Raw genomic sequence first — 26,030 nt, 5'->3', positions numbered from 1 at the left:
TTCGAACTGTGGACAAGTGGTGTTCACTCACGGCTATCCACAGCCCAGGGTTCACGGCTTCCTTTCCAGTGCCGGGCGCAGCAAGATCGATCGGTATGGGGGAACAAATACGCATCATCCGTCGGCCAGAGCAACTGTCGACAGGTCGTACCGATTCCGAGATCCGGCAGGCCTGCGCGAGTGGAAACTGGTCCAGAATCCATCGCGGTGCCTACGTACCCAGCGACCACCTGTCCCGCCTCGACGCCTACGGGCTACATCGATTGCGCGTCGAGGCTGTGGCCGGTACCGCTTCGGCACATGCAGCGGTCAGCCACATCTCGGCAGCGGTGGTGCACGGCTTCGAACTCTGGAACACTCCGCTCGAAGTTGTGCACCTCTCTCGGGACCGACGAGGCGGTGGCCGTAAATCCGCTCGACGACACGTGCACTCGGTATCGTTCACCGACGACGAGGTCACCCACGTCGACGGCCTGCGCGTCACGACTCCGGCACGAACTGTTGCGGATCTCGCGAGGACGCTCCCTTTCGAACCGGCTCTCGTGGTGGGCAATTCAGCATTGCACCGTTCAGCGTTGACCAAAGATGCAGTTGCGGCCTCGCTTGCACTCAGCCCGAACCATCCGCGCCATCGACATGCGCTCCACGCGCTCACCGCGATGGACTCGCGCATCGAAAGCGTCGGTGAATCACGGAGCCTCGCATTGTTCCTGCAGGAGCACTTACCACTCCCCGAACCCCAGGTCGAAATCCACGACGCTCGAGGGTTGGCCGGCCGCGTCGACTTCCTGTGGCGTGAGCAGCGCACCATCGGAGAGTTCGACGGCCGCATCAAATACGGCCGACTGGTGCCCGCCGGGCGCAGCGCCGAGGACGTGCTCTGGAACGAGAAGCTCCGCGAAGACCTACTCCGTGACACGGGGTGGGAAGTCGCGAGGTGGACGTGGGCCGACCTGTCGACCCCGTCACTGGTGGCAGGTCGGATCCTCGCGGCCTTTGCGCGCAGCCGCGGGGCCGTCAGCTACTGATCGCAGGCTTCCACAGCTCGAGCGTCGCAATGCCGGGTGGGGTGAATCCGAGCACCTGCCCGTAGAAGGACAGCTCGGCGTTGCGTGAGCTGATGATGGTCGACTGCTTGCGGAATCCGTGAGATTCACCCTCGTAGGCCAGGTAGGCATGCGGAATACCCTTGGTCACCAGAGCATCCCGGAATCGCTCCGCCTGCGAAGGTGGCACGATCGGATCGTCGAGACCCTGGAGCAGCAACACCGGGCAGTTCAACCCGTCGACGTTGTTGAGCGGAGCACGTTCCGCGTACAGGTCGGCAGATTCCGGCAGCGGGCCGATCAAACCGTCGACATAGCGCGATTCGAAATCGTGAGTTTCCTGCACGAACAGGTCCAGTTCGGCCACGCCGAAATAGGAAGCACCACAAGCGAACACGTCGGACGTCGTCAGTGCGGCCAGAACGGTCCATCCACCGGCAGATCCGCCTTCGATGGCAAGGCGGGCCGGATCGGCAAGCCCTTGCTCAGCCAACCCGGTGACGGCGGTGACGACGTCCTGCACGTCGACGACACCCCACTGTCCGCGCAGCCGGTTGCGGTACTCACGTCCGTAGCCGGTCGACCCGCCGTAATTCACATCGACGACGCCGATTCCGCGGCTGGTGAAGAAGGCGTAGACGAGGTTGAGGGCCGGGGCGACGTGCGCCGTCGGCCCACCGTGAACAAACGCAACGTATGGCGGCAGTTCGCCGTCGAGTCCTTTGTATCGCGGACTGCGCGGCGGATACGCAACGGCGTGAACTTCTCGCCCGTGTCCGTGAGCCACGACAGCTCGCGCTTCCGGAAGGTATGCAGACTCGGGCAATTCTTCGACCGACGAACGGATTTCGGTGAGTTCGCCGGTACCGAGGTCGAACTCGCGTAGCGCGCCCGCCAGTTTCGCGCCTCCCGAGGTGAGCAGCAACCGATCGCCGCGAACCTGCATGAGGCCGATGCTGGTGACACCCGGGATCGCGATGTCGCGCAGTTCCCCCGACGCCGGATCGAGTACCGCCAGCGTGTCGGTTCCCACCGTGCGTGCGGTGAGAAGGTGCCCGTTGTCGAGTTCGACGAACCAGCGCGCACCGAAGCGCCACTGTGGGCCACCGAAATCCGCATTCACCGGGCAGATCGGGGTGATCTTGCCGCCGACTCGATAGATGTTCCACCAGCCGCTGCGATCACTGATTGCGTAGAGTTCGTCGTCGGTGATCCACTCCGGTTGCAGGACGGACTCTTCAAGTCCGCCGATCAGCACGGAGTACTTCTGAGCGACGCCGTCGACGAGTGGAGCTACCCGCAGTTCGGTACCGTCCCAGGGCATTTGCGGATGGTTCCACGCGATCCAGGCTATTTTGGTTCCACTCGGCGAAAGCCTCGGTGACGAGAGGAAGTCCGAGCCGCCGACGATCGAGCGAGCCTTGCCGGAACCGTCCAGCGGAATCGCGCAGATATCGCGAGTGATCGCCCCGCCCTCCGCGTGCGCTTCCCGAACCGCCCACACCTCACCGTTCACGATCTGCAGGTCTGCGTATCGCAACGCGGCCGGCGACGCGGGTTCAGGCGTCAGAGCCCGCGGAGTGACTCCTTCGAGGATGTACACCCGTTGATCAGAGAATTCACTGAAGACCAGTTTTCCGGACTCGGTGACGGTCCAGGCGCCACCGCCGTACTCGTGAACCCTGGTCCGCGCGTTCCACGGCGCAGGGAGGATGTCGACGGGTTGGTTGTCGAGACCGGATCGACGGATCGATGTCCGACCACCCTCGGTCGGACGAAGTTCAGCCCACCAGATCTCGTCACCGACGTATCGTCCACCCTCGACAGGGTGGCCACCTGCAGCCAGATCCGCTGCTCCGATCGGAGAAGTCCACGATCCGTACGGGGCTGCAATCTGCTCGCTGGGGGTCATCGCTCGACAATAGCCAACTGGTCGCGCGACACGGTCCCCGACAATGCACTTGCACAGTGGTGGAATCATGTAACTCGTGAGCACACCAGAACCCGTCCGCCATCGTCAGCCGCAGCGCGAGCTGGAGCAGTCGTCGAAGCTCCAGAACGTCCTGTACGAAATCCGTGGGCCGGTGCACGCGCATGCCGCCCGGTTGGAGGCGGAAGGACACCGGATCCTCAAGCTCAACATCGGCAACCCGGCACCGTTCGGATTCGATGCTCCCGATGTGATCATGCGCGACATGATCGCCGCCCTGCCCTATGCGCAGGGCTATTCGGAGTCGAAGGGCATTCTGTCGGCGCGGCGCGCAATCGTGACGCGTTACGAGCTGGTTCCCGGCTTCCCCGAGCTCGACGTCGACAACATCTACCTCGGTAACGGTGTTTCCGAGCTGATCACGATGACCATGCAGGCCCTCCTCAACAACGGGGACGAGGTTCTGATCCCAGCGCCGGACTACCCGCTGTGGACTGCGATGACGAGCTTGTCCGGAGGCACGCCCGTCCATTATCTCTGCGACGAGGCCAACGACTGGAATCCCGATATCGCCGATATCGAATCCAAGATCACCGACAAGACCAAGGCTCTCCTCGTCATCAACCCGAACAACCCCACGGGTGCGGTGTACTCCATGGAGGTTCTGCAGCAGTTGGTCGATCTGGCACGCAAGCATCAGCTTCTGCTGCTCGCCGACGAGATCTACGACAAGATCCTCTACGACGACGCAAAGCACATCTCGCTGGCAACGCTTGCCCCTGATCTGCTGTGCCTGACGTTCAACGGCCTCTCGAAGGCCTACCGCGTCGCCGGCTACCGCTCCGGCTGGGTGGCGATCACGGGCCCGAAGGATCACGCCGCCGGCTTCCTCGAGGGACTCGACCTCTTGGCGTCGACCCGCCTGTGCCCCAACGTCCCCGGACAGCACGCCATTCAGGTCGCCCTCGGCGGACACCAGAGCATCGAAGACCTGATCCTGCCCGGCGGTCGCCTGCTCGAGCAGCGCGACGTCGCGTGGGAGCGATTGAACATGATTCCGGGTGTTTCGTGTGTGAAACCCCGCGGTGCGCTCTACGCGTTCCCTCGTCTGGATCCGAACGTCTACGAGATCCACGACGACGAGAAGTTGGTTCAGGACCTGCTTCTCCAGGAGAAGATCCTGATGGTTCAAGGCACCGGGTTCAACTGGCCGAACCACGATCACCTTCGGATCGTCACCCTTCCGTGGGCCCGGGATCTCGCCGTGGCCATCGAGCGATTCGGCAACTTCCTCACCAGTTACAAGCAGTGATTTCGGCCCGTCGAATCGGGCAAAATCAGGTAAACAATTCGTTGTACAAATACCCCGTAAACGTAAAAGTGCGGGGTATTTGTGAGACCTTCGTCACAACATTCGCATACCAGGCGGTTTGATTGACACTTTAACTATTTAGTGACCTGCCCTGATGCGAAAACGGTCCAACCGGTACGTGATTCGTCGTGAAATTGGTAGTTGGACAACGCGCCAAACCCGATTGAAATTGGGTACATTGGTTATCAGCACTTCGGTGCCGCGAGCACCTGGTATCCCTCCCCCCCCTGTGGATACCAGGTTGGTGGCGGGGACAACCCCCCCTGTTCCCCGCCACCCAGCTCGACCAATCCCAGTTTCGCCTCTTTCCCGGAAATCATCTGTGCCGACGCTGTCGTCGATCGACACTATCCACAGAAGCTGACCATTCGCTTCGGAGCCGATAACATTGCACCGGTGCAAATCCCCAGTCCGACACTCAGTTTCCGATGAGTCACGGCCACGGCCACGGTGGCCCCATCCAGATCGGCCCCACCGCATCACGCGTCGTCATCGGCTTGCTCGTCGTCATCGGCATGGTTGTCGTCGCGGCAGCTATCGCACTGTGGCCGGACAAGAACACCATTCCCGTCCCGCTCCCCTTTCAGAACGCCGACGGCAGTTCGGTGGAGACCGAGGCGGGCACCGTCACGATGCAGGATCTCGGCGACTGCGGAAGTTCCTCCGCAGGAAGGGTATTCGTCGGTGCACCGCAACCGCCACCCACCTCCGCCTATCAGTGCCAGCGCAGTATCGTCGATATCGAGTCCGGGCCGAATGCCGGAACGAAGACACTCCTCGAGATCATCCCGGGTGCCGGACAACCGGATCTACGGGTCGGTGACCACATTCGCCTGGTGCGTCAGACCGACCCGAACGGAAACACGCAGTACTCCTTCGAAGACTATTCGCGTGGACTCCCGCTGGCGTTGATCGTCATCGCGTTTGCCGTCGTCATCATCGCCGTTGCGCGGTGGCGCGGACTGCGCGCACTCGTCGGTCTGGTGATCGCCTTCGGCGTCGTCGTCGGGTTTCTCCTGCCCGCATTGCTCGACGGTAAGCCTGCGATACCGGTTGCACTGGTCGCCGGCGCGGTGATCTTGTACGCGGTTCTCTATCTGGCGCACGGTGTCTCACTCAAGACCAGTTCGGCTTTGCTCGGCACCCTTGCCGCGATGGTGCTCGCTGCCGTTCTCTCCTACCTCTGTATCGAACTGACGCACCTCACCGGACTGTCCGAAGAGCAGAACACCAATGTGCAGACCTACATCGAGCACATCGACATCACGGGCCTGCTGCTGGCGGGCTTCATCATCGGATCGCTCGGTGTTCTCAACGACGTCACCATCACCCAGGCATCTTCGGCATTCGAGTTGGCCGAACTCGACAAGCACGCACCCCGCCGAAAGGTGTTCAGCGGGGCGATGCGGGTCGGACGCGATCACATCGCCAGCACGGTCTACACCTTGGTTCTCGCGTACGCCGGCGGGGCGTTGCCACTGCTTCTGCTTTTCAGCGTCAGCGGTCGCCCTCTTCAGGACGTCCTGGTCGGTGACGCTGTAGCGATCGAAATCGTACGGTCCGCGGTCGGCGGGATTGCTCTGGCTCTATCTGTTCCGCTCACTACTGCTATCGCTGTGATTCTGGCTCGGCCACCCGGTAGTGCGGTCAAGGCCGGCCCCACGTCAGGTGGCCGACACTCCAAACGCTGAAAACGAGCCTCAGAGTCCGGGAATCGGTGGGAGAACCGGTAACAGAATCGGCGGAAGCCCCGGGATGTAGATCGCGGGCGGTGGCGGCGCGGGAGCGGGCGCTGGCGGCACGTAAGTGTCCTGCACGACTGGCGGAGCCTCGACGACCGGAGGGGCTTCCTCCGTCGTCGTCGGGGGCGGGGTCGTTGTGGTCGTAGGCGGCGGGGTAGTCGTGGTCGTCGACGGCGGCGTAGTCACCTCGGTTGCCACGGGTCCGGCATCCTCGGAATCGAAGACCTTTCCTCCGTAGCCCAATCCCAACCCCACGATCACGATCGCCGCGATCACACCGGCGCCGAGGCCAGCGAACCGTAGCGGGTTTCTCGGCTCTTTGGATGTCGATTCGACGGGTTGTGTCCCGGCGAGCCAGGACGGGTGTGCGGTTCCTGCCCCGGGTGCCTCGCCTTCGTACATCGCCGAGTACGCCTGGGCGTCAACCATCACAGCCTCGGTGTCGGCGTCATGTTCTGTGCCGAATCCGTCCGTGGTCTGGTCGCTGTCGGCGACCGCGAGATCTGCGGCCGGATCGAATCGTTGCTCGTGTCGGTTCGGTCGCGGCTGAGGCAGTTCCGCCGCGTAAGGGCTCGGCACCTGTTCCTGCGGAACGGACTTCGTGCCGGAAGCGGCTTCGGACAAGGCATTCGGCCGCTCCGATTCCGCGAGCGTTGCCACCCCTCCGTGGCTGAACGCCTGAACCGGAACGGGTACCTCCGCCGGGGTGTGGATCGGATACGGCGCAAAGATCGGCGCTACAGCCGGAACCTGAACCGGGGCAGATACCGCGCGCGCCGATGGCGTCATCGACGACTCCGCGATCAGCGCAGCGCCTTGCGCAGTCACGAGTTCCGGCTGCTCGGGCGCGATGAGGGGGCACTCCAGCCACGCGGCGAGGGTCGCCCGCACGATCGGAATGCGTGCACCGCCACCGATCAGGAGAATCGCGTCGGGGTTACGGCCGGACGTTGCGATGACCTCTCGTATCTCGCGTGCGAAGGCCTCCACCGACGTGACGACCAACGAATCGAAAACTTCCCGCGACAGCAGGAGAAGCCCGCCGGGCCCGGGCAGGCACACCGCACTTCGTGAGGACAGCTGTTCCTTCGCGAGTCGGCATCGCGCCTGCAGTTCGGCATCGCCACCCGGGTCGGCCGGCGTAGCTATACGGCGACGCACGGTCTGATCCGAGTAGACGAGCTCGTCGAAGTGATCTCCGCTGACCCGCGTCGACCGGGCGGTGACGACGGTAGACCGCATCTGCCTGTCCACAATGCTGATCGTCGATCCAGAACTACCGATGTCGACGACGACGAGTGTGCTCTGGTCGGTCAGCGCGCCGGACTCCTCGAGCATTCGAAGCGTCGCGACTACTTCGGGAACCAGCTCGAAGTTGTCGATGCCTTTCTGTTCGAACGCTGATTGGAGTGCGCCGGCCTGCGCTTGATCCCGGTAGGCGACGACCGTATTGCTGCCGAGATCGGCATTCTCGGTCAAAGCCACGCCGGTTGCCTCCGCTGCGACTTCCTCCGGAATCTCACGACCGCGATCGACCGCTCTGGATCGGAACACCGGACCACTGTGGTCGGGCGTCCCCGGGCGCGCCAAACGCACAGCGCTGGCTCCCACCGTCACACCCAAAACCAAGTTCATGATCCACCTTCGTCGACCGGCGACGGGTTCCGTCAGCAGACCCCGTCATTCCCCGGCCGGAAGTCTACCCACTGGGCATGGTCTGCGAGGTTCGCGCATCTCACCTAAGGCCTTCTCGCAGCTATTTTTTCGCAACCTGGACGGTCGACCTACCGCCCCAATCCGCGGTAGTTCCAACCGGCGCCGCGCCACAGGTCCGGATCGAGGCAATTTCTGGCGTCAACGATCACCCTCCGCCGAACGAGTGGTTCCAAATCGCCGGGCACGAGTGAGGCGAACTCTTCCCATTCCGTGGCGATCAAGACCACATCAGCATTTCTGCAAGCTTCTGACGTGGAGGTTGCATAGTGAAGGGTGGGAAACAGTCGGCGAGAATTGTCCATGGCCTTCGGATCGAAAACGGTGACCGCTGCCCCGTGCAACTGCATCATTCCGGCAACGTTGAGCGCAGGCGAATCGCGCACATCGTCGGATTCGGGCTTGAACGCGGCCCCCAGAACCGAGACGTTAGCTCCCAGCAAACTGCCTTCGCAGGCTGCCGTCACCAGTTCCACAGCTTTTGTGCGTCGTCGCATGTTGATGCTGTCTACCTCGCGGAGGAAGTACAGGGCCTGGTCGACACCCAATTCCCCGGCGCGTGCCATGAACGCCCGAATGTCCTTCGGCAGGCACCCACCGCCGAACCCCAAGCCCGCATTGAGGAACCGTCTACCGATCCGAGCGTCGTACCCGAGAGCGTCGGCCAACATCGTGACGTCGGCGCCGGTCGCCTCGCACACCTCCGCAATCGCATTGATGAAGGACACCTTGGTCGCGAGAAACGCGTTCGCAGATCCCTTGACCAACTCGGACGTCGCCAGATCGGTCACGAGGAACGGCACCCCCGCGCCCAGTATCTCGGCATACACCTCGCGAAGAACGCCTTCGGCGTTTCCCGGCCGGTCACGATCGATCCCCAGAACCAACCGGTCAGGGCTCAAGGTATCCGCGATCGCGTGTCCTTCACGCAGGAACTCCGGATTCCAGGCCACCTCTACCGAGCCACCCGCCGGCGCAGTCGCTCGGAGTCGCTCGCCGAGAGCCGCTGCCGTGCCTACCGGCACCGTCGACTTCCCGACTATCAGCGAAGGCTTTCGCAACAACGGCGCCAACATGTCGATCACCGAATGAACATGACTGAGATCTGCGGCGTACTCCCCCTTCTTCTGGGGCGTCCCCACACCGACAAAATGGATGTCGGCAAAATCCGCGGCATCGGCGTAGGAAGTCGTGAACTGCAGCCGACCCGACGCCAGATTCTTCTCGAGCATGTCGGTCAGACCCGGCTCGAAGAACGGGACCTCCCCACGAGACAACTTGTCGACCTTGGACTGGTCGATGTCGACTCCCAGCACGTCGTGACCAAGTTCGGCCATACACACTGCGTGGGTCGCCCCCAGGTATCCCGTTCCGAACACGGTCATCTTCATGTGTTGTTGGTATGCGTCCGAACTTTCCGAAACGCGTACGCCAGGTGGGCGCGAAACCAACATCGGGCGTACGACGAGTGCGTCGCGCGTGCAACCTATGCTTCTGGCATGCACGTTCTCTTCGTTTGTACGGGAAACATCTGCCGATCACCCACTGGCGAACGCCTTGCACGTGCTTATGCCGCCGAAGCCGGAGTTTCCGGATTCACCGCGTCGAGTGCCGGAACCCGGGCGATGGTCGGACACCCGATCGAGCCGACTGCTGCGAGGGTTCTCGCGGGGCTCGGCGGCGACCCCACGGAGTTTCAAGCCCGACGCATGACAACAGCGCTGGCCTCGGACGCCGACCTCATTCTCACGATGACCGAAAGTCAGCGAGACAAAGTCCTGGCGATGGCTCCGGCGCGGCTCAAGCGCACGTTCACACTTCGAGAAGCCGCACGGTTGGGCTCGCTCGCAGATGCAGCAACTGTCGAGGACCTCGCCGCCGCCAGACCCCGATTTCGTGCCGCCGAACCCGAGGACGTCATGGATCCGATGGGTAAGGAAGAGAACGTGTTTCACGAAATCGGACTTGAGATCGCCGATCTCCTCGGCCCGCTGCTCAGCCGACTTCGCTTCGGTGAGCGCTGAGAGCGGGCACCGCGGTCAACTGCGGTAGCGACTTGTCCGACTCGTAGTAGTAGCTGTACTCGTACGCATTGCGTCCGCGAGACGGCGTCATCGTGATGACAGTGCCCAGGACGTGTGCACCCACACTCTGTAGGTTTCCGACCGCGCGCGCCAGTTGATCGCGCTTCGTGGAGCCGTGTCGGGCGATCACCAGAGCACCGTCCGACATCGCGGCCAGGACCGCGGCATCCGTGACGGGTAGCAACGGCGAGGCGTCGATGATGACGTAGTCGTATCGCGCCCGCAGTTCATCGAGAACATGTTTGGCCGTATCCGTGCCGAGTAGTTCGCTCGGGTTCGGCGGGATCGGTCCGGAGGCGAGCACTGTCAGCCCGTCGAATTCGGTCGGCTGAAGCACATCGTCCAGCGTCGCTTGACCGGAGAGCACCGAACTGACGCCGACGCTTCCGATCAACCCCAGATACTTCGACACTCGCGGCTTCCGGAGGTCGCCTTCCATCAGGCACACTGACTTACCGGCCTCCGCCAAGACAAGAGCGATGTTCACGGCGGTCGTCGTCTTACCCTCGGAGGGAAGCGAACTCGTGACGACGATGACACGCGGTGGATGATCCACCTCGAGGAACTGAAGGTTGGTGCGCAATTCACGGAAGGCTTCGGCACTCACGGAATTTCCGTCACTGAAAGTGATCGCATGGTTGACTTCGACGACTTTGTCGAACGGGATCGTGCCCACCATCGCCGCACCCGCAATCTCTTCCACCGTTCGACGATCCTTCACCGTGTTGTCGAGTCGATCGCGAATCAACGCAAGCGCGATTCCCGACACCAGTCCCGCCACTGCTCCGAGAGCGAGATTGCGCGAAGTCTTGGGCGAAACGGGAACAGACGGCTCTTGGGCCTGTTGCTCGACGACCACACGTGCAGGCGGCGTTCCGCCGTTCTCGGGTGTCTCCAGTTCCTTTGCCAGTGCGACGAATTCGGACGACAGAGTATTTGCGATCTCTCGCGCGAGCTCCGGTGAAGGATCCTTGACTCCGAGGTCGATCAACACAGTGTCGGGCGCCGACGTCGCAGTGACCTTGGAGGCCAACTCTTCAGCCGACATCCCGCCGACCACCCTCGGTCCCAGTTCGTCGATCGTCCGCTGCGCAAGTGTCCGGCCGGTCAGGAGTTTTGTATAGGACAGAACTCGCTGCTGTGAAAGTTGACTGCCCTGCAGTGCCTCGTTGACCGAGGTACCCGCCGACGTCGAAACGAACAGCCTCGTCGAGGCCTGGTAAACGGGCGTCGAAAGAAGAGAAGCGCAAAGGGCTCCCAGGATTCCGAGCACGGTTACAGCAGCGACTATTCGCCATCTGGCTTGCAATATCTTCAGGTAGTCGACAATTTCCATCTTGATGTCTCCTTCGGCTCACGCATGTCCACTGCGGGTCTGAGCGGTCTTTGCCGGTCAGACCGCGAGGGCGAACCGGGCTTTCTCAATTTCGATATCGATCAGCTGCGACGGACGAAACGTCCTGTGCTCACGGGCGTCCCAGTCCGCGGTAGTTCCAACCTGCGCCTCGCCACTCGTCGGGGGAAAGGCAATTGCGCCCGTCGACGATCACCTTCTTGCGAACGACTGCATCGAGATCGGACGGCTGCAACTTCAAAAATTCGGGCCACTCGGTCAACACCAGGACGACATCGGCGCCTTCGCACGCCTCCAACGCATTTGCCGAATAGGTCAACGTCGGGAACAGCGCACGCGAATTGTCCATGGCCTTCGGGTCGTACACGTTCACTGCTGCGCCTTGAAGCTGAATCTGACCCGCGACGTTGAGCGCCGGCGAATCACGAACGTCGTCCGAGTCCGGTTTGAACGCGGCACCCAGAACTGCGACTCTCGCACCGAGAAGCGATCCGCATGCCTCCCGCGCCAGTTCGACCATGCGTGTCCGTCTGCGCATGTTGATGTTGTCGACTTCGCGTAGGAACGTCAGTGCTTGGTCGGCACCGAGTTCACCGGCGCGAGCCATGAAGGCACGGATGTCCTTGGGTAGGCAACCGCCGCCGAAACCAATTCCCGCGTTGAGGAATCGACGTCCGATCCGAACGTCGTACCCGATCGCGTCGGCGAGCACTGTGACGTCGGCGCCAGCAGCCTCGCACACTTCGGAAATCGCGTTGATGAACGAGATTTTCGTGGCCAGGAATGCATTCGCTGACGCTTTGACCAACTCGGCCGTAGCGAGGTCCGTGACGAGAAAGGGAATTCCCTCATCGAGGAGGTCTGCATAAACCTCGCGCGCAGCAGATTCCGCGCGACCGTGTCGACCGCGGTCGACCCCGAGCACCAGACGATCTGGATGCAATGTGTCCTGGACGGCAAACCCCTCGCGCAGAAACTCGGGATTCCATGCGACTTCGACGCCGTCACCAACCGGTGCCAGTTCCCGCGCGCGCTTACCGAGCCGTTCCGCGGTTCCCACCGGCACCGTGGACTTCCCGAAGATGACCGAGGGTTTGGTGAGTAGCGGTGCCAGAGTTTCGATCACGGCATCCACGTAGACCATGTCAGCGGCGAACTCGCCCTTCTTCTGTGGCGTACCGACCCCGAGGAAGAACACGTCCGAAAATTCAGCGGCTTCCTCGTAAGACGACGTGAACTTCAGCCTTCCTCGATCGATGTTTCGTCGTAGGACCTCGCCCAAACCTGGCTCGTAGAAAGGAACTTCCCCTGCTGCCAGTTTCTCCAGCTTTGCCGCGTCGACATCCACTCCGAGGACCTCGTGACCGAGTTCGGCCATACACGCCGCGTGTGTCGCGCCCAGGTATCCCGTGCCGAAAACTGCTATGCGAGTGCTCATGTTGCTCGATCTGCTTTCTCGACAGTGTGTGAAGTGTTGATGGGATGGGTAATTCAGGTGCGTACGGCACCGATGTTGTCTCGGTACCACGAGACCGTCGACGCGATTCCTTCGCGCAATCCGATTGTCGGCCGCCATCCGAGTTCACGAATCATGCTCACGTCCAGAAGTTTCTGCATCGTTCCGTCAGGCTTCGAGGTGTCCCACTGCGTCTCGCCGGTGTATCCGACCTCGTCGGCGACCATCGAAGCGATCTCGCGAATTGTGTGGTCCTCGCCGGTTCCCACGTTGACGTGCGATGCACCGTCGTAGTTGTCGAGCAGATGCAGACACGCCGACGCCAGATCGTCGACATGCAGAAATTCACGGCGAGGATTGCCACTCCCCCAGTTGGCAACCAACGGCACTGCGGACGACTGCGCCTCGTCGTAACGCCGAACGAGGGCGGGAAGTACATGCGATCCACGCGGCGAGAAATTGTCTCCCGGACCGTACAGGTTGGTGGGCATCGCCGAGATCCACGATCGACCATGCTGCCGCCTGGCAGCTTGAACATGGAGTATTCCCGCAATCTTTGCTATTGCATAGGCGTCGTTGGTCGGCTCGAGATGCCCGGTGAGCAGGTATTCCTCCTTGATCGGCTGCGGCGCCAATTTCGGGTAGATGCACGATGATCCGAGGAACAGGAGACGCTCGACGCCGTGTGCAAGGGCAGCGTCGAGCACGTTCACCTGGATACGAAGATTCTCCGACAGGAAGTCGACGAGGAACGTGCTGTTCGCCGCAATCCCACCAACTTTTGCTGCTGCAAGGATCACGTTGGTCGGCTTCTCGCGGGCGAAAAAATCGAAAACAGCTTCCCGGTCACGCAGATCGAGTTCGGCGGAGGTCTTTCCGAGCAACCGGGAGAAGCCGGCAGATTCCAATTTTCGCCACACCGAAGAGCCGACCAGACCTCGGTGTCCAGCCACGTAGAACGGTGCGCCTCGATCGAGTGGCCGCGCTGCGAATGAATCACTCATCGCGTCGCCAACCAGTCGGGAAGTGCCGGAGTGTCGATCCACGGGCGCCCTTCATGTTCGAGCGCTTCGATGTCTGCCTCGACCATGATCCGGGCCAGTTCGGGTGTGTGCACGCCGGCCTTCCAACCGAGTTTGCGCTCGGCATGGCTCGGATCCCCGATCAGTGCGTCCACCTCGGTCGGCCGAAGATACCGTTCGTCGAATCGAACGTGGTTCTCCCAGTTCAGACCTGCGTGTTCGAAAGCGACTGTGAGGAAGTCGCGCACCGAGTAATTGCCACCGGTGGCCAGCACAAAATCCTCAGGCTCGTCGACCTGCAGCATGCGCCACATTCCCTCGACATACTCCGGCGCGTACCCCCAATCGCGTATCGCATCGAGATTACCCATGTACAGATGATCCTCGATCCCGGCCTTGATACGTGCGACTGCCCGCGTGATCTTGCGCGTCACGAACGTCTCACCGCGCCTGGGGGACTCGTGATTGAACAGAATTCCGTTCACCGCGAAGATTCCGTACGCCTCACGGTAGTTCTTGGTGATCCAGTACGAGTACACCTTCGCCGCACCGTAGGGCGAGCGTGGATAGAACGGCGTCTCCTCGTTCTGCGGTGGTGGTGTGGCACCGAACATCTCGGAGCTCGACGCCTGGTAGAACCGGCAGTCGAGTCCGGCCATCCGAACCGCCTCCAGTAGTCGGATCGACCCGACACCTGTCGTGTTCCCCGTGTGTTCGGGTTCGTCGAAGCTGACTCTGACGTGAGACTGCGCAGCGAGGTTGTATACCTCGTCCGGTTTGATCTGCGCGAGCAGCGTCACCAGGCGCGCTCCGTCACTGAGGTCACCGTAGTGAAGGAAAAGCCGTGCATCCGCATGGTGGGGGTCCACATAAATGTGGTTGATCCTCGAAGTATTGAACGTCGACGATCGACGGATCAGTCCGTGAACCTCGTAGCCTTTGGAGAGCAGCAACTCGGCGAGGTAAGAGCCGTCCTGTCCCGTGATTCCGGTAATCAGTGCGCGTTTCATCCTGCGTTCCTTCCGTTGCGGGACAGCCCGCGTGATAGTTGCGAAACCACGGTTGTGGTCCGTATTCCTCCGAATCGCCCGGCAGTCTTGATCTCGCTCATGTGCGTCCCCCCGAACGGCCGAGGAACTTTCGAATGTCACGCGATGCCAACCGAACGAATGTCGAGTTACCGAACAGGTAGCGCCGCCACAGACGTTTGGGTTCCGATGTAAGTCGATACAGCCACTCGAAACCCGAGTTCTGAACGAAAGATGGTGCCTCCGAAACAGTTCCGGCCAAGAAGTCGAAGGCCGCGCCGACACCGACGGCCACGTAGTCGGTTCGATCCGCTATCGCCTTCGTGACAAAATCCTGCTTCGGAGCTCCCAAGCCGACCCACACGATGTCCGGGGCCGACGGACCGACCTTCGTGATGATGTCATCGACGAACTCCTTGCTGAACGCGGCAAACGGCGGGGCATAAGTGCCAGCCACCTCGATGCCCGGGTATAACTCCTCGACTCGATCCGTCAAGAGGCTCAACGTCTCTTCTGTCGTGCCGACAAAGTGGTGACGGAGGCCGTAGCGGCGCCCCTTGTCCAGGGTGGCCTCGAAGAACGACGGACCCCGGACTGGTCGAACACCGACGTGATCGGAAGCGGTGCCTCCGATCAGGCGCATCACCCAGTTGACCGGGGTTCCGTCTGCGAAGTTCACACCGGGACCCTTCAAAACCGCGGAGTAGTCGCGATCGCTGTGCGCCGCCGACACGCAGTAGGAATTCGACAACCTCACGGAGACTCCGGTTCCCGCTCCCTCTCGTCTGTCGTTGACTACCCAATCGGTAGCTCCCTCGAGATTGGTCGCGGCAAACGGAATGCCACCCACCTCGATGACCTCGAACGGACTGCTCATCTGTCTCACCACTTCTTCGAGTTCGTTTGTTGACGTTCATTGCACTGGCCGTAGCTGCGCGACAAGACCGACTTCAACCGAGATCGAGTCCAATCACGCTGCGGTTCAAAGGAAGAAAGTTCTGTCTCGACAACCGATCGAGCGATACGAGAGGCGAGAGTCGAGGCCGGAGCAACCGGGATCGCCACGGCGTTACTACCGGCCAGTGTCGGCACACCGCCGAGATCCAAACAGACCACCGGGAGGCCCACCGCAGCCGCTTCGGCCGCCACCCAGCCGCCCGAATCGTGCATGCTCGGGAAGAGCAGAACGGAGGAGGACCCCATCTCGCCCACCACTTCCGATCTGTCGCGCCACCCGCGAAGCGTGACCTGACCGCGCCGATACGGAAGCGACTTCTCGATCCGCCCGCGGGCGGGTCCGTCCCCGACAAAGGTCATGGACCACTCGGCGCCCAAATGCTCGAGCGCGTCCAGAATCAGGTCGATTCCTTTGTACTGCAACAGTCTTCCTACGAATAAGAGCCTTCGTTTCGGCCTGGGTACCGCTTGCTTCTCGATTCCGTCGTAGTCCAGAACACAATTGGGTTGGATGACGACGTTGCGTGCCCGCGGTGCGCCACGTCCGCTGTCGGAGTTCATCGCGATGAAAGTGTCAACTCGTCCGGCCATGAAGATATGTGTCAGTGACCGAACGGCTTTCGTCGAGCAGGTTCGAACTACCGTGGATGCCAGATACCGCACACCGATGCGCTTGGCGAGCGGCATCGGCGGGTAGGTGTTGCCCCCGGCAGGCCCCCATACGAGTCGTGCGCCGCCGGCTCCACCGAACAGCACCGGTGGAGGCAGCCAGTCGGAGGCGAACGTTGCATGGTGCAGGACGTCGAAGTTTGCCGCTTCACGCCGAACGAACACTGAAGTGCGCCAGAGCCATCGGAGGTAACGACCGTACGATCCGGCTTCTTCCGCGGTCAAAGTCGCTATTCGCACGACACGAACTTCGCAACCGAGCTTTTCACACTCCGATTCCAATGCGGGAGCCTCACCGGAGCGAGTCACCACCGTGATCGACTCACACAGTTCGGAAGCCGCCGAGAGAAGCGCCCAACCCGCACCGGATTCACTCCCCTGATTCGGATCGCAGGCGTATGCCGTCATCAACAACCGTGTCATCGCGCTACCACCAGCCTCTGTGCGCGCGGCGTCCGAGAATCGCGGCGGCTGAATCGCTCTGAGAACCAACCGATGTTGCGTGCACCGTGGTCGAGAACCACGCGTTTGATCCGTGGACTGAGCAGGGCAACGGGGATCAACGTCGCCGACGCGAGTACGAGCAGAGCGCGTTTGGCACTCTGAGCCGTCAACAGTGGCAGGTCGAGCTGTCCCTGACAGACCGCGAGGATTCGTCCGTTGTTGACATACCGGGCGAAGAGCCAGGAGTCCCGACGCCGATTCTCGTCGACGGGTTCGTACGCAAGCGCCTCGTCGCACCACAACAACCGGACACCGCCGGCGCTCATCCTGAGCGTGAACTCGGTGTCCTCGCCGCCAGGTAGATCCCAGTCGTCACTGAAGTTCAAGCCGTTCAAAGTCTTCAGGTCCAACAACAGATTTCCAGCGCCTGCAGACGCAACCGGGGTGCCGGTCGAATGGCGAACGCGAGTGTGCAATGGAAGTTCTGAGGCAGGCAGACCCACCGGAATCACAGGACCGGCCACAGCACCTGCGTCGAAATCTGCGGCGCAGGTGAGGAGATTCGACAGCCAGTCGACATCGACGTACTCGTCGTCGTCGACGAAGACGATGTAACGACGATCGCGTGCACGGGCGAGATCGACCAGCGCACGTCGCGCCGGAGATACCCCGCCAAATCCGAGATGCAGTCGTTCGATCCCGTCGGCAACATACGTCGGTGTGGTGGATTCCGGATCATTGTCGCCTACTACGACCTGGGCGGAGACACCGGAAGCCTGGATCGATGCCCGGACGCTGTCGATGCATACAGCCAGTTCCGATTCGCGACGGAAGGTCAGAATCGCCACTATGACGCCGCTGGGATTCTTCATGAGAGGTCAACTTTCGGTCGGGCGCCACGGTTCATCGAGACCAGGAGTGCGACGCTCGCGCTGACGCACGCCGACGCGGACAATGCTCCTGCGACGTGTACGGCGCTGTCGGTCAGTCCTGCCCCGAGAACGATCAGAAACTGTAGAGGCAACAGCAAGGCGCGAAATCTGTTGAGGTTTCCCGTCTTGTCCACGACGCGGATCGACGTGCCGACTCCCAGCAGAATCCCGTTGAACGCCACCGCCAACCCGCACAGCAGAATGACCGGTATCAAGTTCGGAAAGTGCGGCCCGACCAGATGATCCATCAATCGCACTCCCGAGAGTCGAATCTCGAGCGTGAGACAGATCAGCGAAACGCAGATGATCGAAACCCAGAAGATCTGCAAGCCCACTCGGCGGCCGAGTGCCATGCACTCGCTCGCGCTCCTCGCTTCGACACCACTGCCGAACTTACGCATCAGAATTGGCGAGATGCCCGCGAACATCAAGGACAGTGGACCGAGCAGTGTCTGGGCAGTTCTGATCTCACCGATCATCGAGATCGACGCCACCACGGTGAGTATCAAGAACATCGCCTGCTGCGCAGCTGATCCCATCAATATCTCGATCGCAAACGGCACGGATCTATATCGGTGAGTGCGCGAGTACCTGACCGACGGCACCGGCGGTACCAGACGCATGGATGCGTGACCGAGCGCGAGCGCGACGAAGACACCGACCGTATGGGTCACGAGTGCAAGTGTCAGATTCTCGACCAGGAAAGCTGCAATAAGGACGAACGAGAGTGTCACGATCTGTATCGACGCAGAGATCCAACTCGCTCCGTCGTGCATCAGCATCGTGCGTATCACGTCCAAAACCACAAAACCAGCTGCAGCCAAGGCGTATACCGTGAGATTCATCGAGTCCGAGCCGGCGATCAGGAACAGTGCCCACACCGATGTCACCGATACCGCCGCCAGCACGATCGTGGGTGCCAACGCCGGTCCACGCTCGTCGGACACCGCCCCTCGCGACAGCCAGACGTCGACGCCGATCGCTCTCCCCAGTGCCAGTGCCAACAGACCCGCCGATTGAATCACGGCAACCTGGCCGACTTCGATCGGACCACCGAGTCGTGCCACCGAGGTGAGAACGACAAAAGTGAGGACGCTCGAAAGCCCTTGATCGGCCATGAATGTCACATGCCGAGTGCGATCGTTCACGATCTCACCTCGTTGATGAGCTCACGCATCGACGTCGCCGCCTTGCGCGATGTGAAGCGATTCGAGTAGTGACGATAAGCGGATCTGCGTATCGCCGATCGGTCGTCCGCTCCGAAGATTCGGTCGAGGGCCTCGCGTATCGACGACTCTTCCAAGGTATGGAGAGGCGTTCCGCCCGGTCCGACGATGTCCGCGAGTGCACCGCTGGTTGCGTAGATGACCGGGGTGCCAACCGACATCGACTCGATCGCAACCCGCCCGAACGGTTCTGCCCATTGAGACGGCACCACGGACGCCGCACTGTCGCGGAGTATCTCGATCACATCTTCGTTTGAAGTGAATCCGGCCAGCGTGACGTTGTGGAGAGCTGCGCTTATGCTGGAGATCTCGCCGTACTGCGGTCCGTCACCGAGAACTGTGAGCGAGGGACTTCCAGCGCCCTGCGGCCAGTTGCGCACCAAGTCCAGGACGCCCTTCTCCGGTGTCAGTCGGCTGACGCACACAACCGAATCAGTGCTCCGGAACTCGGGTTCATTTTCTTCGAATCCGAAGTTCGGACGAACCACGACGCGGCCAGAATCGATCAGTCGTCCCTCGACCAGACGTGCTGTCATCGCGCTCGTTGCGACGAACCTGTGCTGCTTCCACCCCAAGACGCTGATCTTGACTGCCGCAGCGCTCAGGTAGCAGACAAGGCTCTGCAGTCGGCTGTTTCCGTAGCATCCGTTGCGGACACAACTCGTGAAGTATTTGGTGGAACCGCATTCGGTGCACGTGCCATCTGCGCGCAACTTGGCTGACGGAGTGGCGAGGCGATAGTTCCGAACCGCCTGCAACGTAGGAATTGCGGCGGCTCGTGCGGCCACGAGCAACGAAGCCGAGAACGCCGGCCACAGATTGTTGACGTAGACGATGTCCGGTCGCTCCGAACGGATTATGCGCAACGCATCGACGAGTACTCGAGGACTGAACACTGCGGTGACTGCCGCCCACGGTCCCCGGGAGATCTTGGAATTCTCGGTGGTGCACTGAACCGTCTCGTATCCGATCGATTTCAGGAGCTTGGATTCGTTGGCGAAGCTCTGCTCCTCACCACCCGGACTCCGATAGATCGCATGGAACATCAAAGCTTTCGGCGGCGTGGATCCACCGGCGGACGTCGGGTTCACTTCAGGCTTCGAACGCGCTACATCGAACGACTTGTACATCTCACTGACCTCCTCTTCGCTCCGGAGTGAACCCGTACGCACGACCCCTACGGATCGACAATTCGGCATTGCCTGCACTGTGAGAGCGGTGCGTTGAGGGTCCGTACGGCGCCAGGAAGACCCATGCGATCAGCCACATGGCGCCGAAGAAGAGCGTCGACTCCGTCAAGTCCATCGAGAAGACGAGAACCATGATCGCGACGACGGCGATGTACTCCGTTCTGCTGCGAGCTCGCCCGAGCGCCGTGTTCAGAAGCAGGTAGTAGCCGGCCAACAGCAGCAGGAATCCGATCCAACCGATCTGGAGACGAATGTCGAGCATTCCGTTGTGCGCGCTGGTCGCCGGAAAGGACAGCTTGGACCGGATCATTTGTCCGACAACGCTGTCAGGTGCCCAGACCGAGCCGAAGCCCCAACCGAGCAGGGGCCGCTGTTCGGCGTAGTACTCGGACACCGTCCAGAGATGTAGCCGGCCGGTCAACGTGACATCTCGCGAGAGTAGCGCTGCGACATCGGGTCCGAGCACTTTCATCGCGCCGGATACCCCGATGTACAGCCCGATGATCACCGTCGAGGCGAGGCGAGCGTTAGGTGTCCGTCGAAGGCACTTCAGAGCAAGCACTGTCGCCAGCGCAATGCCTGCAGCGACGAGACTGGTCTGGCTCCGGGCTTCGAACAACACGATGCCGGCAACAGCCAGCGCCGCCACCCACGGAATACGCTTGACGTCGGGAAGCATGAGCATGACAGCAACAAGGACAACTTCGATCGCAGCCATTCGGCCCAAAGTATTCTTGTGCGTGAAGATTCCGCGATAGGCAACAGTGCGGGTGTCCACATCGATGCCGGTCGAAGGATCGAGGACCACGACCATCAGCGACAGCACGAGTAGTACCAGCAAGGTGACGGCCACCGTCCGCACTCGCACCGGGAAGGTCAACTCGCGGGCGACCATGATTCCAGTGATCGCCAGGCACACGATGACGATGCCGGCGACGACGGAGTTCCGGGGCAACGTCGACCAGTACCAGCTGGTTGCCGGAACGCCGGCCGCGATCAGAAGCATGAAGACAGGCCAGGACGCGTTGCGTGAGTATCGCCGGTCGAGGAAGTAGACCAACGCGAGTGTCGCCGAGAGAACGGCCGAACCGTGTACGAGCAACGATCCGAGCGCTGTCTTCTGCGTGTAGGCCTGAAAGGCTCCGCTCGCGCCGATGACCGCGATCACCAATGCCGTTCGCAAGATCAGCGGATTGTTCGGTGCCTCATTTTCGCAAGGCGCCGGTGCCGCATTCTTGTCAGTAGGCGCCATCACTTCCCACCACCGCCTTGAGCGTCTTCGCGACGATCATGACGTCACCCATCATCGACCAGTTGTCGACGTAGGAAAGATCAAGGCGGACAGTGTCTTCCCACGAAAGATCAGAACGTCCGCTGACTTGCCACAGACCGGTGACACCGGGCTTGACCAGTAGCCGGCGACTGACCGCATCGTCGTACATCTCGACCTCGCGCCGAAGCGGTGGCCGCGGTCCGACGACGCTCATCTCGCGCCGAAGAACATTGACGAACTGGGGCAACTCGTCGATCGAGTACCGACGCATGAAGCGACCGACCGTCGTCACACGCGGATCATCTCGCATCTTGAAAAGCACTCCGGCGCCTTCGTTCTCCTTCATCAGCGCCGTGACTTGAGAATCCGCATTCTGGACCATCGAGCGGAACTTGAGCATGGGGAACGGCTGCCCGTCCAACCCCATCCGCTCGGACTTGTACAGAACCGGCCCCTTGCTCGTGAGCTTGACTGCGATCGCAGCCGCCAGAAGCACCGGACTGATCATGGCGAGTACCACGGTCGAGAAGACGGTGTCGAAGGTCGTCTTCGTGAACTTCTGCGCGCCGTGATAGCGCGGACGCTCGACATGGATCAGCGGAAATCCAGCGACCGGGCGCATCGACAGCCTCGGTCCGGACACATCCAGAATCCCTGGTGCAACAACAAGGTCCACATGATCGCGCTCGAGATCCCAGGCCAACGTGCGCAGCCTTTCCGGTCCGAATCGCTCCGACGCCGTCACTGCCACCGTGTCGGCACCGACCTGTTCGATTGCGTCCGTGACACTGTGCTCATCTCCGAGCACCGGAATGTCCCGACCGTTCACTGTGACAACTTCGCCCACGTCTCCTCCGTAGCCAGGTACGCAGACTCCGACGACTCGGTATCCATGGGCATCGTCGCGCTCGAGGTTGCGTGCAAGATCGACAACCGCCCCTCGCACACCGACCACAAGTACGGCAGTTCGAAATTCACCTCGGGCTCGCTCACGAGCAATCACCCGTCGCCAGATCCAACGACTCGCGATCAAGGCGGTCAATCCCATCGGAAACGCCACGGCGAGGTACAGGCGCGCGATCTCCAGGTGAAGGAGAAGGCTGGCAATCGCAATCAGTCCGAACAGGCGGAGCGTTCCGACAGCGATCAATCGGTACTCTTCAGGGCCGCTTCCGATCACGCGAGGAGATCTGGTGCGAAATATTCTCAACACGGCGAACCAGCCGATAATCAAGGCGAAAGACAGTGCGGTGTAGCTGAAATGGCCGAATGCTTCACCGTCGACGACATCCGCGTCGCTACCGAATCGCCACCATTGAGCCAGAAACACAACTGCCGCAACAATGATCGTGTCGGTGATCGCCAGACGACGAAGATACGCAGATTGCCATTTCCTGCGTGCGGAAACTCCACCAGCCCTCTCCGGCGCTACTCGTCGGTGTTGTTGTGGCCGTTCTTTCGTGGGCGCGGCCATCTCGAGAACCGTCATGTGTTCAGAAACCTTTCCCCATGCACAAAATTCGGCCTGAAGCTGTTCACCGGCCGAGGTCCATCGGACCGCCTTGCCGAATCCCGAAACTTCGACGGCGAAGCAACTGCTCCGCATTGCTGCGTTCAGTGCGAATGGTCGCATTACGTGCGCCTTGCAGTTAACCCGGCGACTATTGTCAGGCCTCGGCCCAACTGTCGATTATTGCGGCATTGCCGCAGCTCACACCCCATGATTGAAGCAGAGTCCACTAACGACCCAAACACAGGACGATCGGCGATTTCTCCTCGCCCGCTGACGTCGCCAGCCTCGATATTGTCAGGACTCACGTCTTGGCAATTTTACGGCTAGCTGGTCAGTACCAGTGAGGAGTTTGCCACATTCCGGACAGTGTGGCAATAGCGCTTCCCGAACTTCTTCCGGTCGCCAGCATTGAGGTCAGTTATTCACCCTCCAATCAGGAAGGTGAGACCATTCATCGCCATTACTATTGCGTACCTATAGTTTTCATTGACTTAGCCAATTGGACTCCACGTTTGGACGGAAACCCGCACGCAGTTGGTAATCGCTCTGCAAACCATACTTTGAAGCGTTCAGCGTCGCCTCAGACCTGGACGATTGTCCGGCACTTGGCCTCTGCGCGCTTTACTTACGACTGGCCGGCAATGCGCGAACCTACGATCGGGCGACACCGAGAATTTAGACATGCAAAAGGAGGAGCCTGGACCGCCACTGACCGTCTATGCGGTGCAGAAAGATTTGCAGCACAATCCAATTCGAGAAGGGGGAATTGTGCAGCCGTTCGACTACAAAGCGGGGCGACCGCTACCGACGGCTATGTCCATGCAAGCGTGCGCGGCAATGGCAAGTGTGCGCGGCCGCGTATAGGTCAACTGACGCTCGACATRCTCGTTGGCGCCCAGTAGCGGAGCGTGTCTCTCGAACAGCCGAGGTTGCGGTCGACTGATCAGCTGGGCGCACGCTCGCGAGTAGACCCCCGCAAACCTCGATGGCCTTGCGTGAACCCACGTTCATCTCGTTGCGGGCAATCAGGACTCGACCGAGGCCCACCGGTTGTGTGGCACACGTGAGCATCTCCTGCAGAGCCGTCGACGCGATACCTTGCCGGCGTTCCGGCGGCCGGACTCCATAGCCGATATGACCACCGACATCGGCCAAGATCTCGTTCATGCTGTGCCGCATCTGGATAGCACCGAGATACCGGCCGCCTCGAGCGATCCACCAGTTGGTTGCCGGGACAATGTCGGGCCCCGTCCACGACTCTGGCTGCGCCAACAGCTACTGCACCCACTGCCTGAATCCAGCACGGGATGCCAGACCGAGATCTAGACGTTGCGCAACTCCAATCGCCGAACCGTGCTGGTCCGCCTGCGGTCCGCCACACTCGTCACACGACTCCGACAGGAAGCTCACAAGGGCTCGTCAGGCGCAACCAGATCGAAAGCCATAGCGGCACCGGTCAAGTAGGACAGGTCAGACCGCAGCGTCGCAGACTCAGAGGACCCGACTAGAGAATTGCGTCCGATTCACCACACGCCGAAGGGCCCTCGAGCATTGCTCGAGGGCCCTGTGAGGCGTCGGGATTTAACGTACGACCAGATCAGTTGACTGTCGACGTTACCCTTCGTTTGCCGACTGGATTGCTGTCCACGGAACCTCCCACGGCCACGTCTGCGACAACCGGATCGGAATCGTAGTAGTACTTGTACTCGTAGACACCACGACCGTTCAGCGGGGTCATCGTGATGACAGTGCCGAGAATTGTCGCGCCCACACTGTGGAGATTGCCGACCGCCCTGCTCAGCTGATCCCTCTTCGTCGAGCCGTGACGAGCAATCACGAGCGCACCGTCCGCCAGCGCTGAAAGCACTGCAGCATCCGTAACCGGAAGCAACGGCGAGGCGTCGATGATGACGTAGTCGAACCTTCTGCGGAGATCGGTAAAGACTGCATGGGCAGTGTCAGTCCCCAGCAGTTCGCTCGGGTTCGGGGGAATCGGACCTGAAGCAAGAACCGTCAGGTCAGCGTTGCTCGTGACTTGAAGTACGTCGTCGAGATCTGCTTGCCCAGCCAAGACCGAGCTCAAACCGACGCTTCCGATAAGTCCAAGGTACTTCGAAACGCGAGGCTTACGGAGGTCACCTTCGACGAGACACACCTTCTTGCCTGCCTCGGCCAGCACGAGTGCGATGTTCACCGCGGTCGTGGTCTTTCCCTCGGAGGGAAGAGAACTCGTGACGACGATGACACTCGGTGGACGATCCACGGCCAGGAACTGCAGATTGGTTCGCAGTTCGCGGTACGCCTCGGCACTTGCGGAGTTGCCCTCGTGGAAGTTGATCGCTTGATGAACTTCGCGTTCCTTGTCGAACGGAATTGTTCCCACCATCGCCGCGCCGGCGATGTCTTCGACCACCTTGCGCTCTTTGACGGTGTTGTCCAGGCGATCACGCACGACAGCCAATCCGATCCCCAGCAGAAGCCCGATCGCGGCACCGAGCGCCACGTTCCGCGAAGTCTTCGGCGACACCGGTTCCGCGGGAGTTTGTGCTCGCTGCTCGACAACGACGCGCGCCGGCGCTGTGCCACCATTCGCGGGCGTACCCAGATCTTTGACCATCACGACAAACTCGTCCGACAGCGCATTTGCGATTTCGCGTGCCAGTTCAGGCGACGCATCTTGCACGCTCAAATCGAGAAGTACAGTATCCGGCGCCGATGTGGCGGTCACCTTCGACGAGATCTCCGCCGCGGACAGCCCACCCAATCGATCTGACCCCACTGCATCGATTGTTCGCTGCGCGAGCGTCTCCCCAGTGAGGAGCTTGGCGTAGGAGGTGACCAACTGCTGTGAAAGCTGGTTGCCTTGGTAAGCCTCGTTCACGGTCGTTCCAGTGGAAGTCGACACGAACAGGCGCGTGGAAGCCTGGTAGACCGGTGTCGCAATCAACGAGGCACCCAAAGCGCCCAAGATCACAACCACGGTGACGACAACGACTATTTTCCACCGTGCCTGCAAGATCTTCAGGTAGTCCCGTACATCCATCGTCGAATCTCCTTCGGCTCGAGCACGTAGTACGTA

Annotated in this window: 20 protein-coding genes; 4 read left to right on the top strand and 16 right to left on the bottom strand. The window is 61.1% G+C overall.

What is annotated here, in order from left to right:
- Window positions 1-95: 95 nt before the first annotated feature.
- Window positions 96-1,028, top strand: a complete 933-nt coding sequence (locus AC1DWA_RS05935; protein ID WP_477845749.1) for a hypothetical protein — start codon at window positions 96-98, stop codon at window positions 1,026-1,028.
- Here AC1DWA_RS05935 and AC1DWA_RS05930 read toward each other — a convergent pair.
- Window positions 1,018-2,958: a S9 family peptidase gene (locus tag AC1DWA_RS05930; protein WP_477845748.1), complete on the bottom strand. Its 1,941-nt coding sequence runs from the start codon at window positions 2,956-2,958 to the stop codon at window positions 1,018-1,020. The genes AC1DWA_RS05935 and AC1DWA_RS05930 overlap by 11 nt on opposite strands.
- A 76-nt stretch (window positions 2,959-3,034) precedes the next feature.
- On the opposite strand from AC1DWA_RS05930, the gene AC1DWA_RS05925 reads away from it, so the two are divergent.
- A complete protein-coding gene (locus AC1DWA_RS05925) occupies window positions 3,035-4,288 on the top strand; it encodes a pyridoxal phosphate-dependent aminotransferase (protein WP_019747413.1) in 1,254 nt (417 codons plus the stop codon).
- 488 nt (window positions 4,289-4,776) lie between these two features.
- The gene (locus tag AC1DWA_RS05920; RefSeq protein ID WP_019747414.1) at window positions 4,777-6,039 is read left to right on the top strand and encodes a YibE/F family protein; all 1,263 of its coding nucleotides are present in this window, start codon (window positions 4,777-4,779) and stop codon (window positions 6,037-6,039) included.
- A gap of 9 nt (window positions 6,040-6,048) precedes the next feature.
- Here the strand turns inward: AC1DWA_RS05920 and AC1DWA_RS05915 are convergent, their stop codons facing one another.
- Window positions 6,049-7,725, bottom strand: a complete 1,677-nt coding sequence (locus AC1DWA_RS05915) for a DUF7159 family protein (RefSeq protein ID WP_477845747.1) — start codon at window positions 7,723-7,725, stop codon at window positions 6,049-6,051.
- Window positions 7,726-7,874: 149 nt separating this feature from the next.
- Entirely contained in the window at window positions 7,875-9,194 is a 1,320-nt protein-coding gene (locus tag AC1DWA_RS05910; RefSeq protein WP_477845746.1) for a UDP-glucose dehydrogenase family protein, read from the bottom strand.
- A gap of 108 nt (window positions 9,195-9,302) precedes the next feature.
- On the opposite strand from AC1DWA_RS05910, the gene AC1DWA_RS05905 reads away from it, so the two are divergent.
- The gene (locus tag AC1DWA_RS05905; protein ID WP_020906582.1) at window positions 9,303-9,827 is read left to right on the top strand and encodes an arsenate reductase/protein-tyrosine-phosphatase family protein; all 525 of its coding nucleotides are present in this window, start codon (window positions 9,303-9,305) and stop codon (window positions 9,825-9,827) included.
- Here the strand turns inward: AC1DWA_RS05905 and AC1DWA_RS05900 are convergent.
- From AC1DWA_RS05900 to AC1DWA_RS05840, 13 genes are all read right to left on the bottom strand, one after another.
- Window positions 9,799-11,223 (bottom strand): tyrosine-protein kinase domain-containing protein, encoded by a 1,425-nt coding sequence (locus AC1DWA_RS05900; protein ID WP_021333832.1) that lies wholly within the window; start codon window positions 11,221-11,223, stop codon window positions 9,799-9,801. The two genes, AC1DWA_RS05905 and AC1DWA_RS05900, sit on opposite strands and share 29 nt — an antisense overlap.
- A 130-nt stretch (window positions 11,224-11,353) precedes the next feature.
- Entirely contained in the window at window positions 11,354-12,679 is a 1,326-nt protein-coding gene (locus tag AC1DWA_RS05895) for a UDP-glucose dehydrogenase family protein (protein ID WP_243617405.1), read from the bottom strand.
- A gap of 53 nt (window positions 12,680-12,732) precedes the next feature.
- Window positions 12,733-13,701: a GDP-L-fucose synthase family protein gene (locus AC1DWA_RS05890; protein WP_477845745.1), complete on the bottom strand. Its 969-nt coding sequence runs from the start codon at window positions 13,699-13,701 to the stop codon at window positions 12,733-12,735.
- Window positions 13,698-14,729 (bottom strand): GDP-mannose 4,6-dehydratase, encoded by a 1,032-nt coding sequence (gene gmd / locus AC1DWA_RS05885; RefSeq protein ID WP_019747421.1) that lies wholly within the window; start codon window positions 14,727-14,729, stop codon window positions 13,698-13,700. Before gmd ends, AC1DWA_RS05890 begins: the two co-directional genes overlap by 4 nt.
- Window positions 14,730-14,826: 97 nt before the next feature.
- Complete coding sequence (locus tag AC1DWA_RS05880; RefSeq protein WP_477845744.1) at window positions 14,827-15,624, bottom strand: WecB/TagA/CpsF family glycosyltransferase; 798 nt, start codon at window positions 15,622-15,624, stop codon at window positions 14,827-14,829.
- Window positions 15,625-15,629: 5 nt separating this feature from the next.
- The gene (locus AC1DWA_RS05875; RefSeq protein WP_477845743.1) at window positions 15,630-16,796 is read right to left on the bottom strand and encodes a glycosyltransferase family 4 protein; all 1,167 of its coding nucleotides are present in this window, start codon (window positions 16,794-16,796) and stop codon (window positions 15,630-15,632) included.
- Complete coding sequence (locus tag AC1DWA_RS05870; RefSeq protein ID WP_477845742.1) at window positions 16,793-17,689, bottom strand: glycosyltransferase family 2 protein; 897 nt, start codon at window positions 17,687-17,689, stop codon at window positions 16,793-16,795. Before AC1DWA_RS05870 ends, AC1DWA_RS05875 begins: the two co-directional genes overlap by 4 nt.
- The gene (locus AC1DWA_RS05865; RefSeq protein WP_477845741.1) at window positions 17,686-18,897 is read right to left on the bottom strand and encodes an MATE family efflux transporter; all 1,212 of its coding nucleotides are present in this window, start codon (window positions 18,895-18,897) and stop codon (window positions 17,686-17,688) included. Before AC1DWA_RS05865 ends, AC1DWA_RS05870 begins: the two co-directional genes overlap by 4 nt.
- Entirely contained in the window at window positions 18,894-20,105 is a 1,212-nt protein-coding gene (locus AC1DWA_RS05860; RefSeq protein ID WP_477845740.1) for a glycosyltransferase family 4 protein, read from the bottom strand. The genes AC1DWA_RS05865 and AC1DWA_RS05860 overlap by 4 nt, the downstream gene beginning before the upstream one ends.
- 1 nt (window position 20,106) lies before the next feature.
- A complete protein-coding gene (locus AC1DWA_RS05855; RefSeq protein WP_477845739.1) occupies window positions 20,107-21,417 on the bottom strand; it encodes an O-antigen ligase family protein in 1,311 nt (436 codons plus the stop codon).
- Entirely contained in the window at window positions 21,404-22,927 is a 1,524-nt protein-coding gene (locus AC1DWA_RS05850; RefSeq protein ID WP_477845738.1) for a sugar transferase, read from the bottom strand. The genes AC1DWA_RS05855 and AC1DWA_RS05850 overlap by 14 nt, the downstream gene beginning before the upstream one ends.
- An 825-nt stretch (window positions 22,928-23,752) precedes the next feature.
- On the bottom strand, window positions 23,753-24,130 hold the full coding sequence (locus AC1DWA_RS05845) for a GNAT family N-acetyltransferase (RefSeq protein WP_477916532.1): 378 nt from the start codon (window positions 24,128-24,130) through the stop codon (window positions 23,753-23,755).
- 418 nt (window positions 24,131-24,548) lie between these two features.
- Window positions 24,549-25,994, bottom strand: coding sequence for a tyrosine-protein kinase domain-containing protein (locus AC1DWA_RS05840; protein WP_060939098.1), 1,446 nt, complete (start codon window positions 25,992-25,994; stop codon window positions 24,549-24,551).
- Window positions 25,995-26,030 lie beyond the last annotated feature (36 nt).

The sequence above is a fragment of the Rhodococcus sp. P4_F3_2 genome (genome assembly GCF_056401335.1).
This window is presented reverse-complemented; position numbering and strand designations above follow the sequence as displayed.

Bases quoted from the DNA above. Each gene is read 5' to 3' on its own strand.
- AC1DWA_RS05915 (WP_477845747.1), bottom strand. From the start codon at position 7,725: ATGAACTTGGTTTTGGGTGTGACGGTGGGAGCCAGCGCTGTGCGTTTG.
- AC1DWA_RS05895 (WP_243617405.1), bottom strand. From the start codon at position 12,679: ATGAGCACTCGCATAGCAGTTTTCGGCACGGGATACCTGGGCGCGACA.
- AC1DWA_RS05870 (WP_477845742.1), bottom strand. From the start codon at position 17,689: ATGAAGAATCCCAGCGGCGTCATAGTGGCGATTCTGACCTTCCGTCGC.
- AC1DWA_RS05935 (WP_477845749.1), top strand. From the start codon at position 96: ATGGGGGAACAAATACGCATCATCCGTCGGCCAGAGCAACTGTCGACA.
- AC1DWA_RS05900 (WP_021333832.1), bottom strand. From the start codon at position 11,223: ATGGAAATTGTCGACTACCTGAAGATATTGCAAGCCAGATGGCGAATA.
- AC1DWA_RS05890 (WP_477845745.1), bottom strand. From the start codon at position 13,701: ATGAGTGATTCATTCGCAGCGCGGCCACTCGATCGAGGCGCACCGTTC.
- AC1DWA_RS05875 (WP_477845743.1), bottom strand. From the start codon at position 16,796: ATGACACGGTTGTTGATGACGGCATACGCCTGCGATCCGAATCAGGGG.
- AC1DWA_RS05850 (WP_477845738.1), bottom strand. From the start codon at position 22,927: ATGACGGTTCTCGAGATGGCCGCGCCCACGAAAGAACGGCCACAACAA.
- AC1DWA_RS05860 (WP_477845740.1), bottom strand. From the start codon at position 20,105: ATGTACAAGTCGTTCGATGTAGCGCGTTCGAAGCCTGAAGTGAACCCG.
- AC1DWA_RS05840 (WP_060939098.1), bottom strand. From the start codon at position 25,994: ATGGATGTACGGGACTACCTGAAGATCTTGCAGGCACGGTGGAAAATA.
- AC1DWA_RS05905 (WP_020906582.1), top strand. From the start codon at position 9,303: ATGCACGTTCTCTTCGTTTGTACGGGAAACATCTGCCGATCACCCACT.
- gmd (WP_019747421.1), bottom strand. From the start codon at position 14,729: ATGAAACGCGCACTGATTACCGGAATCACGGGACAGGACGGCTCTTAC.
- AC1DWA_RS05880 (WP_477845744.1), bottom strand. From the start codon at position 15,624: ATGAGCAGTCCGTTCGAGGTCATCGAGGTGGGTGGCATTCCGTTTGCC.
- AC1DWA_RS05855 (WP_477845739.1), bottom strand. From the start codon at position 21,417: ATGGCGCCTACTGACAAGAATGCGGCACCGGCGCCTTGCGAAAATGAG.
- AC1DWA_RS05920 (WP_019747414.1), top strand. From the start codon at position 4,777: ATGAGTCACGGCCACGGCCACGGTGGCCCCATCCAGATCGGCCCCACC.
- AC1DWA_RS05930 (WP_477845748.1), bottom strand. From the start codon at position 2,958: ATGACCCCCAGCGAGCAGATTGCAGCCCCGTACGGATCGTGGACTTCT.
- AC1DWA_RS05910 (WP_477845746.1), bottom strand. From the start codon at position 9,194: ATGAAGATGACCGTGTTCGGAACGGGATACCTGGGGGCGACCCACGCA.